Here is a 15398-nt window from a genome sequence, read left to right as displayed (position 1 = left end):
AGCAGTTTAGGACGGAGTGCGGCTATTTGACCCGTTGGGTGACCGCGATGCAGACGAGGACCGCGCAGGCGGCGGCCGGTGCGGCGGGGGAGAGGTGCTCGCCCAGCAGGGCCACCGACCAGACGAGGGTGAGCAGCGGCTGGGCGAGCTGGAGCTGGCTGGCCCGCGGAGCCCCGATCTCGGCCATGCCCCGGTACCAGACGTACAGGCCGAGGAAGGTGGAGCCGGCCGCCGCCCAGACCAGCCCGGCCAGCCCGTGGCCGGTCAGGTGCACCGGCTCGTACGCGAGCCCGGCCGCGGAACCGGCCAGGCTGAGCGGCAGGCACAGGACCAGTGCCCAGCCGATCACCTGCCAGCCGGGCAGCATCCGGGCCAGGCGGCCGCCCTCGGTGTACCCGGCGGCACACACGAGCAGGGCGGCGAACAGGTAGGCGTCGCCCGCGGACAGGGCGCCGCCGCTCTGCGCGAGCGTGAAGCCCAGCACGACCGTGGCCCCGGCGAGGGCCGCGGCCCAGAAGGCGCGCGAGGGGCGGGCCCCGGTGCGCAGCGCGGACAGCGCGGCGGTGGTGAGCGGCAGGAGGCCGACGACCACGGCGGCGTGCGAGGTCGTGGAGGTGGTCAACGCGAGGGTGGTGAGCATCGGGAAGCCGACGACCACTCCGGCGGCGACGACGGCGAGCCCCGCCCAGTGCTCGCGGGCGGGCAGCGGGACCCGGCGGGCCAGCAGGAAGACGCCGGCTATGGCGGCGGCGAGGACACTGCGCAGCGCGACGAGCGACCACGGACCGAAGCTCTCCAGTCCCCATGCGGTGGCGGGGAAGGTCAGCGAGAAGGCGACGACGCCGAGCATGGCGAGGGCGGTCCCCCGGCGCACCGGGTTCTTGACCGCTATCGTGGTCGGGAGAGTAGCGCTATTCTGTGCTGTCATGTATGAGCGTAGCAGTGTGGCGGAGCTGGCTGAATCCCTGCGGTCCGAGCTCAACCGCTACTCGACAGGTGGAAAGCTGCCGTCGAGTCGCGCCCTTGTGGAGCGCTACCGGGTCAGTCCCGTCACCGTCTCCCGGGCCCTCGCCCAGCTCGCCGCCGAGGGCCTCGTCGTCACCCGGCCCGGCGCGGGGGTCTTCCGTGCCGCGCCCCGTACGGCGGCCCCCGCGGCCGGGGACACCTCCTGGCAGGAGGTCGCCCTCAGCGCCGAGGGGGCCGGGGAGATCGTGCCGCGCTCCGTCGACGCCACCGGAGTGCTCGGCTCGCTGGCCGCCCCGCCGCCCGGGGTGATCGAGCTCAACGGCGGCTACCTGCACCCCTCCCTCCAGCCCGAGCGGGCCATGGCGGCCGCCCTGGCCCGGGCCGGGCGGCGGCCCGGCGCCTGGGGGCGGCCGCCCCTGGAGGGGCTGCCCGAGCTGCGCGACTGGTTCGCCCGGGAGATCGGCGGCTCGCTCGTCGCCGCCGACGTGCTGGTCACCGCGGGCGGTCAGAGCGCGCTGGCCACCGCCCTGCGGGCGCTCGCCCCGCCCGGTGCGCCGATCCTGGTCGAGTCCCCGACCTACCCCGGGCTGCTCGCCATTGCCCGGGCCTCCGGCTGCCGGCCCGTGCCGGTACCGGTGGACGCCGAGGGGGTCCGGCCGGAGCTGCTCGCCGCCGCCTTCGAGGCGACCGGGGCGCGGGTCTTCGTATGCCAGCCGCTGTTCCAGAACCCGACCGGTGCGGTACTGGCTCCGGGGCGCCGGACCGAGGTGCTGCGCATCGCGCGGGCCGCCGGGGCCTTCGTGGTCGAGGACGACTACGCCCGGGCCCTGGCCCACGAGGACGCCGGTCCGCTGCCGGCGACGCTGGCCGCCGAGGACACGGACGGGGTGGTGGTGCACGTCCGGTCGCTGACCAAATCCACCTCGCCCAGCCTGCGGGTCGGAGCCCTGGCCGCCCGCGGCCCGGTGGTCGACCGCCTGCGCGCCATCCAGATCGTGGACAGCTTCTTCGTCCCCCGGCCCCTCCAGGAGGCCGCCCTGGAACTGGTCGGCGCTCCCGCCTGGCCGCGTCACCTGCGGACGGTCGCCGCCGAGCTGCGTCACCGGCGCGACGTGCTCGCGGGCGCCCTGCGCCGTGAACTGCCCGCCCTGGAACTGCCGCATCTGCCCTCCGGCGGATACCAGTTGTGGGTCCGGCCGGCCGGAGGCGGCGACGACGCGGCCTTCGCCGCGGCGGCCCTGCGCGCCGGGGTGGCGGTGGCCCCGGGCCGCCCGTACTTCTGCGCGGAACCGCCGGGCCCGCACGTCCGGCTGAGCTTCGCCGGGGTCGCCGGCCCCGGCGAACTGGTGGAGGCGGTCCGGCGGCTGCGGGCCGGTCCGGCCGAAGGTCTCGGTCCGGACGCTTGACCGCACGCGGCAGGCGGATCACCATCGCCGCATGCATGTTCGGGTTTCGCTTGTCGCCGCAGCCCGTAGTTCCTCGCTGCTCGCCGAGCGCTTCGACGACGACCGCCCGCTGGACGGAGCCGGCTGGCGGTCGGTGGAGTCCGCCGCGCAGGGCCTCGTGCCCCTGGGCTCGGCCGGGCTGCGCTACTGCTCGCCGACCCCGCGCAGCCGTGCCACGGGCGAGGCCCTCGGGTACGCGCCCCTCGCGCAGCCCGCGCTGCGCGAGTGCGACATGGGCCGCTGGCGGGGCCTGACCCTGTCCGAGGTGACCGCCCACGAGCCGGGGGCGGTGGACCTGTGGCTCAGCGACCCGCGCTCCGCCCCGCACGGCGGTGAGTCCCTGCTCGCCTTCATCTCCCGGATCGGCGACTGGCTCGACACCAGGCCCGCCGACGACGGGGGCGCGATCGTGGCGGTTGCCGAGCCCTCGGTGGTCCGGGCGGCCCTGGTCTACGCGCTGAAGGCGCCCCCGCTGACCTACTGGAACGTCGACGTCCGACCGCTGTCCACGATGACCCTGACGGGCTGGTCCGGCCGCTGGCACCTCTGCCTGCAGGCCCCTGCGTGATCCGGTGGTGAGGGTCGGGGACCCTCCCGGGGGGATGTGCCCGCGGATGGCGGCCGAGCCGCCGGAGCGGGGCTATGCGGTCCATGTGGAGCCGAACGCATGGGTCGGGCACCCTCTGGCCCGGGGCGCGGCGTCCGAGCGGTCGTACCGTGCCCCGCGGGGACCGGCCCGCCACCGGCCCGGCCGTCGCGGCCGCGCCCGACGCTACCGGCGGAATCGCCGCCGCGGCCGGGCCTTTCCTGCTAGACATCTTCCTGGAGGCACCGGACACGGGACACTTCGGAGGGACCCCCTCCCAGGAATCGAAGACATTGCATAAACGTGCGTAAGTACGTATAGTCATGCCATCGATGAGGAGGGTCCGATGGTGGTACGTGCAGCGGTGGCCGGAGCGAGCGGGTACGCGGGCGGTGAAGTCCTGCGCCTCCTGCTCTCGCACCCCGAGGTGGAGATCGGAGCCCTGACCGGCAACTCCAACGCCGGGCAGCTCCTCGGCTCCCTCCAACCCCACCTCGTGCCGCTCGCGGGACGCACCCTGGAGGCGACCACCCCCGAGGTCCTCGCCGGCCACGACGTCGTCTTCCTCGCCCTCCCGCACGGCCAGTCCGCCGCCGTCGCCGCCCAGCTCGGCGAGGACGTCCTCGTCGTCGACATGGGCGCCGACCACCGGCTCAAGGACTCCGCCGACTGGGACGCCTTCTACGGCGCCCCGCACGCCGGCACCTGGCCCTACGGCCTCCCCGAACTGCCCGGCGCCCGCGAGGCACTGACCGGGACCCGGCGCATCGCCGTCCCCGGCTGCTTCCCCACCGCCGTCTCCCTCGCCCTCTTCCCCGCCTACCAGGGCGGCTTCGCCGAGCCCGAGGCCGTGATCGTCGCCGCCACCGGCACCTCCGGCGCGGGCAAGGCACTCAAGCCCCACCTGCTCGGCGCCGAGGTCATGGGCTCCGTGACCCCGTACGGCGTGGGCGGCGGACACCGCCACACGCCCGAGATGGTGCAGAACCTGAGCCCGCTCGCGGGAGAGCGCGTCAGCGTCTCCTTCACCCCCACCCTCGTGCCCATGGCACGCGGCATCCTCGCCACGTGCTCGGCCAAGGCGCTCCCCGGCACCACCGCCGAATCGCTGCGTGCCGCCTACGAGAAGGCGTACGCGGACGAGCCCTTCGTCCACCTGCTGCCCGAGGGCCGGATGCCGTCCACCAAATCCGTTCACGGTTCCAACGCCGTCCACGTCCAGGTGGCCTACGACGAGTCCGCCCGGCGGATCATCGTCGTCAGCGCCATCGACAACCTGACCAAGGGCACCGCCGGCGGCGCGGTGCAGAGCATGAACATCGCCCTGGGGCTTCACGAGAGCCTGGGTCTTTCGACGATCGGAGTCGCACCGTGAGCGTCACGGCAGCACAGGGATTCACGGCAGCCGGCATCGCCGCCGGGATCAAGGCCAACGGCAACCCCGACCTGGCCCTGGTGGTCAACAACGGGCCGCGTCTGGCCGCCGCGGGCGTCTTCACCTCCAACCGCGTCAAGGCCGCCCCCGTGCACTGGTCCGAGCAGGTCCTGCGCGGCGCCGCCGTCAGCGCGGTCGTCCTCAACTCCGGCGGCGCCAATGCCTGCACCGGCCCCAAGGGGTTCCAGGACACCCACGCCACCGCGGAGAAGGTCGCCGACGTCCTCAACGGGCTCGCGTCGGGATCCGAGTTCAACGCCGGCGAGATCGCCGTCGCGTCCACCGGCCTGATCGGCGTCCTGCTCCCCATGGACAAGCTGCTCCCCGGCATCGAGACCGCGGCCGCCGCCCTCGCCGCGGACGGTGGCGAGGCCGCCGCCATCGCCATCAAGACCACCGACACCGTGCACAAGACGGCCACCGTCTCCCAGGGCGGCTGGACCGTCGGAGGCATGGCCAAGGGCGCGGGCATGCTCGCCCCGGGCCTTGCCACCATGCTCGTCGTCATCACCACCGACGCCGACCTGGACAGCGCCACCCTCGACAAGGCGCTGCGCGCCGCCACCCGCACCACCTTCGACCGGGTCGACTCCGACGGCTGCATGTCCACCAACGACACGGTGCTGCTGCTCGCCTCCGGCGCCTCCGGCCAGGTGCCGGCGTACGAGGACTTCGCCGAGGCCGTGCGCAAGGTCTGCGACGACCTGGCCCGCCAGCTGATCGGCGACGCCGAGGGCGCCAGCAAGGACATCCGCATCGAGGTCATCGGCGCGGCCAGCGAGGACGACGCGGTCGAGGTCGGCCGCTCCATCGCCCGCAACAACCTGCTCAAGTGCGCCATCCACGGCGAGGACCCGAACTGGGGCCGGGTGCTCTCCGCGATCGGCACCACCAAGGCGGGCTTCGACCCGGACCGGCTGAACGTCGCCATCAACGGCGTCTGGGTCTGCCGGAACGGCTCCGTCGGCGAGGACCGCGACCTGGTCTCGATGAAGGACCGCGAGGTCCGCATCACCGCCGACCTGTCCAACGGCAGCGAATCGGCCGTCATCTGGGCCAACGACCTGACCGCCGACTACGTCCACGAGAACAGCGCGTACTCCTCATGAGCGACGAGAAGGCCGGCCAGCCCGGCACCGCCGGCGGTACCACCGCCCGCAAGCACACCGCCCTGCCCAAGGCGCAGATCCTCATCGAGGCCCTGCCGTGGCTCACCCGCCACAACGGCAAGATCGTCGTCATCAAGTTCGGCGGCAACGCCATGATCGACGAGGACCTCAAGGCAGCCTTCGCCCAGGACGTGGTCTTCCTGCGCCAGGCCGGCCTCAAGCCGGTCGTCGTGCACGGCGGCGGCCCGCAGATCAACGCCCAGCTCGACAAGCAGGGCCTGGTCAGCGAGTTCAAGGCGGGGCTGCGCGTCACGACCCCGGAGGCCATGGACGTCGTACGGATGGTCCTGGCGGGCCATGTCCAGCGCGAGCTGGTCGGGCTGCTCAACCAGCACGGACCGCTCGCCGTCGGCATGACCGGCGAGGACGCCCGCACCATCATCGCGACCAAGCACAGCCCGCAGATCGGCGGCGAGAGCATCGACATCGGCCGGGTCGGGGAGATCACCTCCATCGACACCGGCGCGATCGAGGCCCTGCTGGCGGACGGCCGGATCCCGGTCATCTCCTCCATCGCGGGCAGCGCCGACGACCACCACGTCTACAACGTCAACGCCGACACGGCGGCCGCGGCCCTCGCCGCCGCCCTGGGCGCCGAGACGCTGATGGTCCTCACCGACGTCGAAGGCCTGTACGCCGACTGGCCGCACAGCGACGAGGTCATCAGCAAGCTCACCGTCAGCGAGCTGGAGAAGCTGCTGCCCGAGCTCTCCAGCGGCATGGTGCCCAAGATGGAGGGCTGCCTGCACGCCGTCCGCAACGGCGTGAACACCGCCCGCGTGCTCGACGGCAGGGTCCAGCACTCGATCCTGCTGGAGATCTTCACCGACTCCGGCATCGGCACGATGGTCGTGCCCGACCACCAGTCAGGGGGAACGGAATGACGAAGGGCACCGGCAACCAGGAGTACGGCGCTCGCTGGCAGGGGGCGCTGGCCAACAACTACGGCACCCCCGCGGTCGCGCTCGTACGCGGCGACGGCGCCCAGGTCTGGGACGCCGACGGCAAGCAGTACACCGACTTCGTCGGCGGCATCGCGGTCAACGCCCTCGGGCACGCCCACCCGGCGATCGTCGCGGCCGTGACCGAGCAGATCTCCACGCTCGGCCACGTCTCCAACCTCTTCATCTCCGAGCCGGTCGTCGCGCTCGGCGAGCGGCTGCTCCAGCTCTTCGGCCGCCCCGGCAAGGTCTTCTTCTGCAACTCCGGCGCCGAGTCCATCGAGGCCGCCTTCAAGATCGGCCGGCTGACCGGGCGGACCCACATGGTCGCCACCGACGGCGGCTTCCACGGCCGGACCATGGGCGCCCTCGCACTCACCGGACAGCCGAAGAAGCAGGAGCCCTTCCGGCCGCTGCCGGGCGACGTCACGCACGTCCCGTTCGGTGACGTCGAGGCCCTGCGGGCCGCCGTCACCGAGGAGACCGCGCTCGTGGTCATCGAGCCCATCCAGGGCGAGAACGGCGTCGTCGTGCCCCCCGCCGGGTACCTGACGGCCGCCCGCGAGATCACCCGCGCCACCGGCACCCTGCTCGTCCTCGACGAGGTCCAGACCGGCATCGGCCGGTGCGGCCAGTGGTTCGAGCACCAGGCCCACGAGGACGTCGAGCCCGACATCGTCACCCTCGCCAAGGGGCTGGGCGGCGGGCTGCCCATCGGCGCTGTCGTCGCCTTCGGCCCCGTGGCCGACCTGCTCCAGCCGGGCCAGCACGGCACGACCTTCGGCGGGAACCCCGTCGCCTGCGCCGCCGGGCTCGCCGTCATCGACACCGTCGCCTCGGGCGGGCTGCTCGACCGGGTCAAAGCCCGCGGCGAGCGCCTGCGCTCCGGGATCGAGGGCACGGGCCACGCCCTGGTCTCCCACGTCCGGGGCTCGGGTCTGCTGCTGGGTATCGTGCTGACCGAGCCGCTCGCCGCCCAGGTGCAGCAGGCGGCTCAGGATGCCGGTTTCCTGGTCAACGCGCCCGCCCCCGACGTCGTACGGCTCATGCCCCCGTACGTACTCACCGAGGCCGAGGCGGACGCGTTCGTCCGGGCCCTGCCCGGCATCCTCGACGCAGCAGGCGGGGACGGATCCGGAGAATGAGACGACGATGAGTCAGGCGCAGGACAACGAGCAGGGCGGCCAGGCCGTCCCGCAGACCCGCACAGCGCGTCACCGCCGGATCGTGGACATCCTCAACCGGCAGCCGGTCCGCTCCCAGAGCCAGCTGGCCAAGCTGCTGGCCGACGACGGGCTGAGCGTCACCCAGGCGACGCTCTCGCGCGACCTCGACGAGCTGGGCGCGGTGAAGATCCGCAACACCGGCGGCGAGCTGATCTACGCGGTACCCAGCGAGGGCGGTTTCCGCACCCCGCAGGCTCCGCTCGGCGAGTCCGCGAAGGAGGAGCGCATGCGGCGCCTCTCCGGGGAGCTGCTGATCTCGGCGGAAGCCTCCGCGAACCTCGTGGTCCTGCGCACCCCGCCGGGTGCGGCGCAGTTCCTCGCCTCGGCGATCGACCAGGCCGAGCTCCGCGCGATCCTCGGCACGATCGCCGGCGACGACACCCTGATGCTGATCAGCAGGGACCCGGCGGGCGGCCAGGCCCTCGCCGACCACCTGCTGAGGCTGGCGCAGAAGGAGAGCTGAGCGGGACGGGTCGGCTGAGAGGTCCGGGGCGGCGGAAATCCCGGTGCCGCGGCGGCGTTCTCCGGCGTAGCCTCAGGCGTGCGCCAACTCGCCCTCGCCGTACTGGTGTCCGCCGTGACCGCCGCCGTCTACGGGCCCATCGCCCTGCTGTGGTGGCGCCGCGCGCGGGTCCGCGGCCGGACGCTCCGGCTCGTCGCCGCCGTCGAGCTGGAGCCGTACCACATGGCCCTGTTGCGGCGCGAGGCGACCGAGGCGGCCGCCGCCGAACTCGTCCTCGCCGGGTACCTCCGGATCGACGAAGAGGGTGCCGCGTTCCTGACCGAGCAGGGCCGCGACCGGGCCCGGGCCCCCGCCCACCCGCTGCCCGCCGCCCTGTTGGACGCCGTACGCCGGCACGATCCCGAGCCCGTGTCGACCGGCTGGATCGACTGGAGCGACGAGGAGTACCTGCAGCGTCGCAGCGCGTACCGGAGCGAACGGGAGGCCCTGCTGCCCGAGCTGCCGCGGATGCCCGACGGCCGGGGGAACACCTTCCTGGCCTGCTGCACTTGTGTGGGCATCGCCCTGGTGATGTTGTTCTGGCTCCTCGCGAGCGCGCTGCTGGTGACCGGTCGCCCGCACGGTCTGCGGGAATGGGCCTGCGCCGTGGTGGCCGCCCTCGGTCTCTCGGCGCTGCTGCTGGCCGAGAAGGCCGGCAGGGTGGTCCGGGCGCGTACGGAGTGCGGCGACCCGCTGGGCGACCTGATCCGCGCCGAGCCGCACCCGGCCTTCGCGGCGCTGGACGAACAGCAGCGGTCCCACGTCCTGCGGAGCAGCGAAGACCACGGCAGGTGGCGCGGCGCCGACCGGGTCGTCGAAGAGGACGTCGACGAAGACGAAGACGAAGACGACGAGGACGAAGACGACGAGGACGACGAGTGGCTGGACGACAAGGTCTGGTGGGAGGACGCGTACGAGTACCGGGCCGCCGACGAGGACGAGCCCGGGGCCCCGGGACGGCCTAGTAGCGGGTGACGGCGAGCGGCCCCTCCTCCGTGCCGATCGCGATGTGCGGACGGCGGCGCGGGTCCGCCCAGCGCAGGATCGCCCGCATGGCCCGCTCGGGCACGGACACGCAACCGGCGGTCGCGCCCTTGCCGTTGACGTGCAGGAAGATCCCGGCGCCCCGGCCGCGCACGGGCCGGTCGTAGTTGAAGCCGATGACCAGCGCGTGCGCGTACTGCTTCTCGTAGGTCACCAGGTGTTCGGCCTCGCCCGGCGCGCAGTCCGCCGGCAGCGGCTCCACCCACCGGTTGTAGTGCGCGGAGGCGTTGTCCTGGCACCACCACGAATCGGCGGTCACCTGCCGGTAGTCGTGGTCCGTTCCGCCCGGTGCCCGCCGGATCCCGAAGGCGTAGGGCAGTTCGTACAGCCCGGTGGGCGTGGTGCCGGTGCCCTGGACCCGGGTCGCGCCGTCCGTGAGCCCGCCCGACCCGAAGCGGGCGGGCGCACTCCCGGACTGGTGCCAGCGCCCGGCCCACCGCTCCCACCAGATCACCCGGCCGGTCGTGGATCCGGGCGAGGGTGCGACGGCGGTGATCAGCTGACTGCCGCCGCCGGTGTCGGCGAGACGGTCGGGCAGGGGCGGGGGGCCCTGCGGGAGCAGGGCCGTGACGATCAGTGAGCCGGTGACAAGAGCGGTACGCAGCACATGTCAGACCGTACGTGGCGGAAGGGGCAGCGGCAGCGCAGGCAGGCCGTCGAGGCTCGATCCGATGAATTCCTTCTTCTCGCAGTAGGCGGCGAACTCCTCGTCGCTCTTGCGGCCGAAGTACTCCGCGTGCAGAGTCCGCTCGCCCTGGTACTCCATGAGGGGGACGGCGTAACCGCAGACATCGGAGATCCGGCGGGCGCGGACCAGGATGACCGCCCGCGCCGACGGCCCGTCGGCCTCGCCGAACAGGGCGATCAGTTCGCCCCAGCGGGGATCGTCGCGGAAGACCGCCTCGCCCTCGCCGTGGATGCGCACGATGTTGGGCGGCCCGGAGAACGCGCACCACATCAGCGTGATCCGGCCGTTCTCCCGGACGTGGGCGATGGTCTCGGCGCCGCTGCCCCCGAAGTCCAGGTAGGCCAGGGTCTGGTCGTCGATGACGACGAGGGTTCCGGCGCGTCCCTTGGGGGACAGGTTGACGTGACCGTCACCCGAGAGCGGGGCGGTCGCGGTGAAGAAGACCGGCTGCTCCTCGATGAACGCGCGCAGCCGGCCGTCTATTCGTTCGTGTTGCTTTCCCATGTGATCAGTATCGGTCCGCCGCGGCCCGCCCGGCCGGGAGCCCGAGTGAGGCGCGCATCTGCCGCATGACGGGGGCGCTGAACAGGTGCGTGCACCGGTCCAGCAGGGCGCCGACCTCCGGGTCGCGGACCGGCAGGTCCGGTTGCCGGTACGGGATCCACAGGCTCCGGACGTGCTGCGCGGCGACGGCCCGCAGGGCTGCGTCCCCGTCCGTCAGCAGCTGCACGGAGGCGCGCAGTGAGTCCACCCCGCCCCGCGCGGACAGCAGCCGGTGGGCGGCCCGGCGGGTGTGCGGCGGCCGTCCGGGCGCGATGCGGGCCGTCAGCCAGTCGACGGGCAGCCGGCCCGCGGAGCCGCCGAGGCTCCGGGCGACCTCGCGGGCCACCGCGGGTGACGGGTCGTCCAGCAGCGGCCGCAGGAGCTCGATGTCCGTACTGTCCAGCAGGCGCAGCCCGCCGACGGCCGCGGCCCGTACCCGGCCGTCGGGGTGTTCCAGCAGCGCGTGCAGCAGGGGCGCGTCCTGGCGGCGGGCGCACTCGGCGAAGCCGGTCACCGCGTACGGGGTCACGCGGGCGGGGTCGGACAGCAGTTCGCGGCACAGCGGGTACGGATCGCCGCCGCCCTGGCGGACCAGCCAGCGGGCGCAGGCCCGGACCATGCCGGAGCGGTCGGTGAGGTGGCCTGCGGCCTCGGCGGTCCGGCCGGCCCCGCGCAGGGCGGTGACCCCGGCGGCGCGGACCATCGGGCCGCGCCCGCCGAGCAGGGTGTCGATCGCCTCGTCGTCCGGTCCGTCGGCGGCCAGCGCGGCGAGTGTCGCGTCCGTCCACAGCCGGCCCGCCACCGCATCCGGTTCGCGGGCCGCCAGCCGGGCCCGTTCCCGTACGCCCAGCAGCCCGGCGCCGAGGGTCAGCCGCGCCGCGAACCGGCGGGTCAGCGGGTCCGCGCTCGCGCGCAGTGCGCCGAGGAGATCGTGGTCGCTGTCCAGCGCGGCCTCGAGGCGTTCCAGCGCCCACGCGCCCTGCTCGCGCCGGCCCAGCCGCATGACGAGCGGCGTCAGCCGCAGCACGGTTGCGGCGGGGTCGTCCGCGAGTGCCGTGGCCAGGACCCGCCGGGCCTGCTCCCGGACGGCCGGCACCCAGTCCGCGCACCGGATCGCGACGAGCTCCAGCAGCGGCGCAATCGGCGCCCGGAGGGACTCCTCGCGGATCCAGCCGCTGGCGTGGCACAGGCGTACGGCCTCCGGCGTTTCGAGGGGGCTCGTGCACGACCAGGAGCGGTCCTGCCGGACCGCGTGATCGAAGGGGATCCACTCGGCCGCCGGGCTCCCCGGAGAGGGGAGCGGTGTCTCCGCGTCCGTGTCCATGTGTCCCTCCCAGTGGTGGTCGAGGCTGATCGTAGGCAATCGGGCTGCCGGCTCGCCTCCTATATATCCGCAGGTCAAGCTGGATTCGTGGAGTTCCGCAGGGATCGGCCGCGAGGTCGATTGACGAAACATACGGAGTAGTGCATAGTTATGCCTGTCGTTGAATGCACCGTAAGGAGAAACCCGTGACCGAGCGCGTCGTACTCGCCTACTCGGGCGGCCTGGACACCTCCGTCGCCATCGGCTGGATCGCCGAGGAGACGGGCGCCGAGGTCATCGCCGTTGCCGTGGACGTCGGCCAGGGCGGCGAGGACCTGGACGTCATCCGCAAGCGCGCGCTCGACTGCGGTGCGGTCGAGGCCGAGGTCGCCGACGCCTCCGACGAGTTCGCCAATGAGTACTGCCTCCCGGCGATCAAGGCGAACGCCCTCTACATGGACCGGTACCCGCTGGTCTCGGCGCTCTCCCGGCCGGCGATCGTCAAGCACCTCGTCGCCGCCGCCAAGAAGCACGGCGCCACCACCGTCGCCCACGGCTGCACGGGCAAGGGCAACGACCAGGTCCGCTTCGAGGCGGGCATCGTCGCCCTCGCCCCCGACCTCAAGTGCATCGCCCCGGTCCGCGACTACGCGATGACCCGGGACAAGGCGATCGCCTTCTGCGAGGAGAAGCAGCTCCCGATCGCGACCACCAAGAAGTCCCCGTACTCCATCGACCAGAACGTCTTCGGGCGCGCCGTCGAGACGGGCTTCCTGGAGGACATCTGGAACGCGCCGATCGAGGACATCTACGAATACACCTCGAACCCGGCCCTGCCGCGCGAGGCCGACGAGGTCGTCATCTCCTTCAAGGAGGGCGTCCCGGTCGCCATCGACGGCAAGCCCGTCAGCGTGCTGCAGGCCATCCAGCAGCTCAACGACCGCGCCGGCGCCCAGGGCATCGGCCGGATCGACATCGTCGAGGACCGTCTCGTGGGCATCAAGTCCCGCGAGGTGTACGAGGCTCCGGGTGCGATCGCGCTGATCACCGCACACCAGGAGCTGGAGAACGTCACCGTCGAGCGCGAGCTGGCCCGCTACAAGCGGCAGGTCGAGCAGCGCTGGGGCGAGATGGTCTACGACGGCCTGTGGTTCTCCCCGCTCAAGCGGGCCCTGGACGGCTTCATCAATGAGGCCAACCAGCACGTCACCGGTGACATCCGGATGACCCTGCACGGCGGCCGCGCCGTCGTCACCGGCCGGAAGTCGGACGAGTCGCTGTACGACTTCAACCTCGCGACCTACGACTCGGGCGACACCTTCGACCAGTCCAAGGCCCAGGGCTTCATCGAGATCTTCGGTCTCTCCTCGAAGATCGCGGCCCGCCGCGACCTCGCCTGACCGACCAGCAGTCCAGGCCGCCTCCCCGTTACCTCCGCGGCGGGGAGGCGGTTGCACATCCGAAGCCTTACAGGCAGTCAAAGCCATGCAGTCTTGAGGAGCAGTAGCTGTGAGCAGCAACAAGAGTGACGTCCGGCTCTGGGGCGGCCGGTTCGCCGACGGTCCCGCCGAGGCCCTCGCGAAGCTGTCCGCGTCGGTCCACTTCGACTGGCGCCTCGCGCCGTACGACATCGCGGGGTCCCGCGCCCACGCCCGCGTGCTGCACAAGGCCGGCCTGCTCACGGCCGAAGAGCTCGACCGCATGATCGCGGGGCTCGACCAGTTGGAGGCCGACGTGGCGAGCGGCTCCTTCACCGGCACGATCGCCGACGAGGACGTGCACACCGCCCTGGAGCGCGGCCTGCTGGAGCGGCTCGGCCCCGACCTCGGCGGCAAGCTCCGTGCCGGCCGGTCCCGCAACGACCAGGTGGCCACCCTCTTCCGGATGTACCTGCGCGACCACGGCCGGGTCATCGGCGGCCTGATCGCGGACCTCCAGGACGCGCTGGTCCACCTCGCCGAGACCCACCACGACGTGGCGATGCCGGGCCGGACCCACCTCCAGCACGCGCAGCCGGTGCTCTTCGCCCACCACGTCCTCGCCCACGTGCAGTCCCTGTCCCGGGACGCCGAGCGGCTGCGCCAGTGGGACACCCGGACCGCGGTCTCCCCGTACGGCTCGGGCGCCCTGGCCGGCTCCTCGCTGGGCCTGGACCCGGAGCAGGTCGCCGCCGACCTGGGCTTCGAGCGGGGCTCGGTCGGCAACTCGATCGACGGCACGGCCTCGCGCGACTTCGTCGCCGAGTTCGCCTTCATCACCGCGATGATCGGGATCAACCTGTCCCGGATCGCGGAGGAGATCATCATCTGGAACACGAAGGAGTTCTCCTTCGTGACGCTGCACGACGCCTTCTCGACCGGGTCGTCGATCATGCCGCAGAAGAAGAACCCCGACATCGCGGAGTTGGCGCGCGGCAAGTCGGGGCGCCTCATCGGCAACCTGACCGGCCTGCTCGCGACCCTCAAGGCGCTGCCCCTGGCGTACAACCGGGACCTGCAGGAGGACAAGGAGCCGGTCTTCGACTCCTGCGACACCCTCGAGGTCCTGCTGCCGGCCTTCACCGGCATGATGGCGACGCTCACGGTCAACCGGGAGCGGATGGAGGAGCTGGCCCCGGCGGGCTTCTCGCTCGCCACCGACATCGCGGAGTGGCTGGTCAAGCAGGGTGTGCCGTTCCGGGTGGCGCACGAGGTGGCCGGCGAGTGCGTCAAGGTCTGCGAGGGCGAGGGCATCGAGCTCGACCAGCTGACGGACGAACAGTTCGCCAAGATCTCGGAGCACCTGACCCCCGAGGTCCGGACCGTCCTCAACGTCAAGGGCGCCCTGGCTTCGCGCAACGGCCGCGGCGGCACCGCCCCGTCGGCGGTCGCGGTCCAGCTCACCGAGCTGAAGGCCGATCTGGTCATCCAGCATGCCTGGGCGGCCCACAAGCAGTAGCAGGTCCGCCCGGAGGGGCGGTGGGAGCCCGTCGGCCCCCACCGCCCCTCCGGCATGCCGGGTTGTCAGCAGACGATGTTGACCGAGAACGGCCGGTCGCTGTCCACGGCGGCGCTGCCCGGCTGGGACGGCGTCGCCGTGCGGATGAAGAGGGTGTTCCCGTTCACCTGTCCGACCAGGATGGACGAGCTGCCCGGCCCGGGGTCGTTCCCGCCGTTGGTGTTGATGGTGCCGAGGAGGGCGCACCCGTTGAGGCTGCCCGACGTGGTGATGTTGTAGCGGCCGATGCCGAACTTGTTGAGCCCGGTGATGCCCTGCCCGCCGAGGACCTGTCCGTTCGCGGCCACCTTCGCCCAGGCCGTGGTGACGGCCGCGGCCTGCCGGGCCTCCCTCGGCTCGGCCGACGCCGAGGACACGGCGACGACGCCACCGGCCGTCAGTGCCAGCGCAGCGGCCCCGATGACCAGCTTCCGTGATGCGTTCATGGTTCTCTCCCTGCCGAAGACGGAATACGTGCAGGTGAACCCGCCCCGGGTAAGGGCTCACTGAAGAGCAGACTCCCGGGTCAGGGGCAGGCGGGGGAAGGCTCCTGGGGCGCAGTCACTCCAAATGA

The 15398-nt window shown here is 72.6% G+C and carries 15 protein-coding genes; 10 read left to right on the top strand and 5 right to left on the bottom strand.

The features are described 5' to 3' along the window. Nucleotides 1-22 precede the first annotated feature (22 nt). Nucleotides 23-928, bottom strand: coding sequence for a DMT family transporter (locus OG444_RS08860; protein ID WP_327261633.1), 906 nt, complete (start codon nt 926-928; stop codon nt 23-25). Here OG444_RS08860 and OG444_RS08855 point away from each other — a divergent pair. The 8 genes from OG444_RS08855 to OG444_RS08820 all read left to right on the top strand — a co-directional run bounded on the left by OG444_RS08855 (nt 927) and on the right by OG444_RS08820 (nt 9245). Continuing rightward, nucleotides 927-2372: an aminotransferase-like domain-containing protein gene (locus OG444_RS08855; protein ID WP_327261632.1), complete on the top strand. Its 1446-nt coding sequence runs from the start codon at nt 927-929 to the stop codon at nt 2370-2372. The genes OG444_RS08860 and OG444_RS08855 overlap by 2 nt on opposite strands. Nucleotides 2373-2403: 31 nt before the next feature. Next, nucleotides 2404-2979 carry a histidine phosphatase family protein gene (locus OG444_RS08850; protein ID WP_327261631.1) on the top strand — a complete coding sequence of 192 codons (576 nt, stop codon included), beginning with the start codon at nt 2404-2406 and terminating at the stop codon, nt 2977-2979. A 364-nt stretch (nt 2980-3343) separates the two neighbouring features. Continuing rightward, a complete protein-coding gene (gene argC, locus OG444_RS08845; RefSeq protein ID WP_327261630.1) occupies nt 3344-4372 on the top strand; it encodes an N-acetyl-gamma-glutamyl-phosphate reductase in 1029 nt (342 codons plus the stop codon). Then, nucleotides 4369-5541: a bifunctional glutamate N-acetyltransferase/amino-acid acetyltransferase ArgJ gene (gene argJ, locus OG444_RS08840; protein ID WP_327261629.1), complete on the top strand. Its 1173-nt coding sequence runs from the start codon at nt 4369-4371 to the stop codon at nt 5539-5541. Before argC ends, argJ begins: the two co-directional genes overlap by 4 nt. Beyond that, nucleotides 5538-6485 carry an acetylglutamate kinase gene (gene argB / locus OG444_RS08835; RefSeq protein WP_327261628.1) on the top strand — a complete coding sequence of 316 codons (948 nt, stop codon included), beginning with the start codon at nt 5538-5540 and terminating at the stop codon, nt 6483-6485. The genes argJ and argB overlap by 4 nt, the downstream gene beginning before the upstream one ends. Beyond that, on the top strand, nt 6482-7687 hold the full coding sequence (locus tag OG444_RS08830) for an acetylornithine transaminase (protein WP_327261627.1): 1206 nt from the start codon (nt 6482-6484) through the stop codon (nt 7685-7687). Before argB ends, OG444_RS08830 begins: the two co-directional genes overlap by 4 nt. Nucleotides 7688-7694: 7 nt before the next feature. Further along, a complete protein-coding gene (locus OG444_RS08825; protein WP_030010023.1) occupies nt 7695-8231 on the top strand; it encodes an arginine repressor in 537 nt (178 codons plus the stop codon). Nucleotides 8232-8309: 78 nt separating this feature from the next. Next, on the top strand, nt 8310-9245 hold the full coding sequence (locus OG444_RS08820) for a hypothetical protein (RefSeq protein ID WP_327261626.1): 936 nt from the start codon (nt 8310-8312) through the stop codon (nt 9243-9245). On the opposite strand, the gene OG444_RS08815 is transcribed toward OG444_RS08820, so the two are convergent. From OG444_RS08815 to OG444_RS08805, 3 genes are read right to left on the bottom strand one after another with little or no spacing between them, the layout of a single operon-like run. Further along, nucleotides 9232-9918: a L,D-transpeptidase family protein gene (locus OG444_RS08815; RefSeq protein WP_327266696.1), complete on the bottom strand. Its 687-nt coding sequence runs from the start codon at nt 9916-9918 to the stop codon at nt 9232-9234. The genes OG444_RS08820 and OG444_RS08815 overlap by 14 nt on opposite strands. Nucleotides 9919-9924: 6 nt before the next feature. Further along, nucleotides 9925-10506: a pyridoxamine 5'-phosphate oxidase family protein gene (locus OG444_RS08810; protein ID WP_327261625.1), complete on the bottom strand. Its 582-nt coding sequence runs from the start codon at nt 10504-10506 to the stop codon at nt 9925-9927. 4 nt (nt 10507-10510) lie between these two features. Continuing rightward, the gene (locus OG444_RS08805) at nt 10511-11869 is read right to left on the bottom strand and encodes a HEAT repeat domain-containing protein (protein WP_327261624.1); all 1359 of its coding nucleotides are present in this window, start codon (nt 11867-11869) and stop codon (nt 10511-10513) included. 185 nt (nt 11870-12054) lie between these two features. Here OG444_RS08805 and OG444_RS08800 point away from each other — a divergent pair, with 185 nt between their 5' ends. Further along, the gene (locus OG444_RS08800; protein ID WP_030723509.1) at nt 12055-13248 is read left to right on the top strand and encodes an argininosuccinate synthase; all 1194 of its coding nucleotides are present in this window, start codon (nt 12055-12057) and stop codon (nt 13246-13248) included. Between the two features lie 109 nt (nt 13249-13357). Continuing rightward, entirely contained in the window at nt 13358-14785 is a 1428-nt protein-coding gene (argH, locus tag OG444_RS08795) for an argininosuccinate lyase (RefSeq protein ID WP_327261623.1), read from the top strand. Nucleotides 14786-14850: 65 nt separating this feature from the next. On the opposite strand, the gene OG444_RS08790 is transcribed toward argH, so the two are convergent. Continuing rightward, entirely contained in the window at nt 14851-15270 is a 420-nt protein-coding gene (locus tag OG444_RS08790) for a hypothetical protein (RefSeq protein WP_327261622.1), read from the bottom strand. Nucleotides 15271-15398 lie beyond the last annotated feature (128 nt).

The sequence above is a fragment of the Streptomyces sp. NBC_01232 genome, assembly GCF_035989885.1.
Lineage (GTDB): Bacteria > Actinomycetota > Actinomycetes > Streptomycetales > Streptomycetaceae > Streptomyces.
Note: the sequence above shows the minus strand (reverse complement) of the source record. Positions and strands in the feature narration are given on the sequence as shown.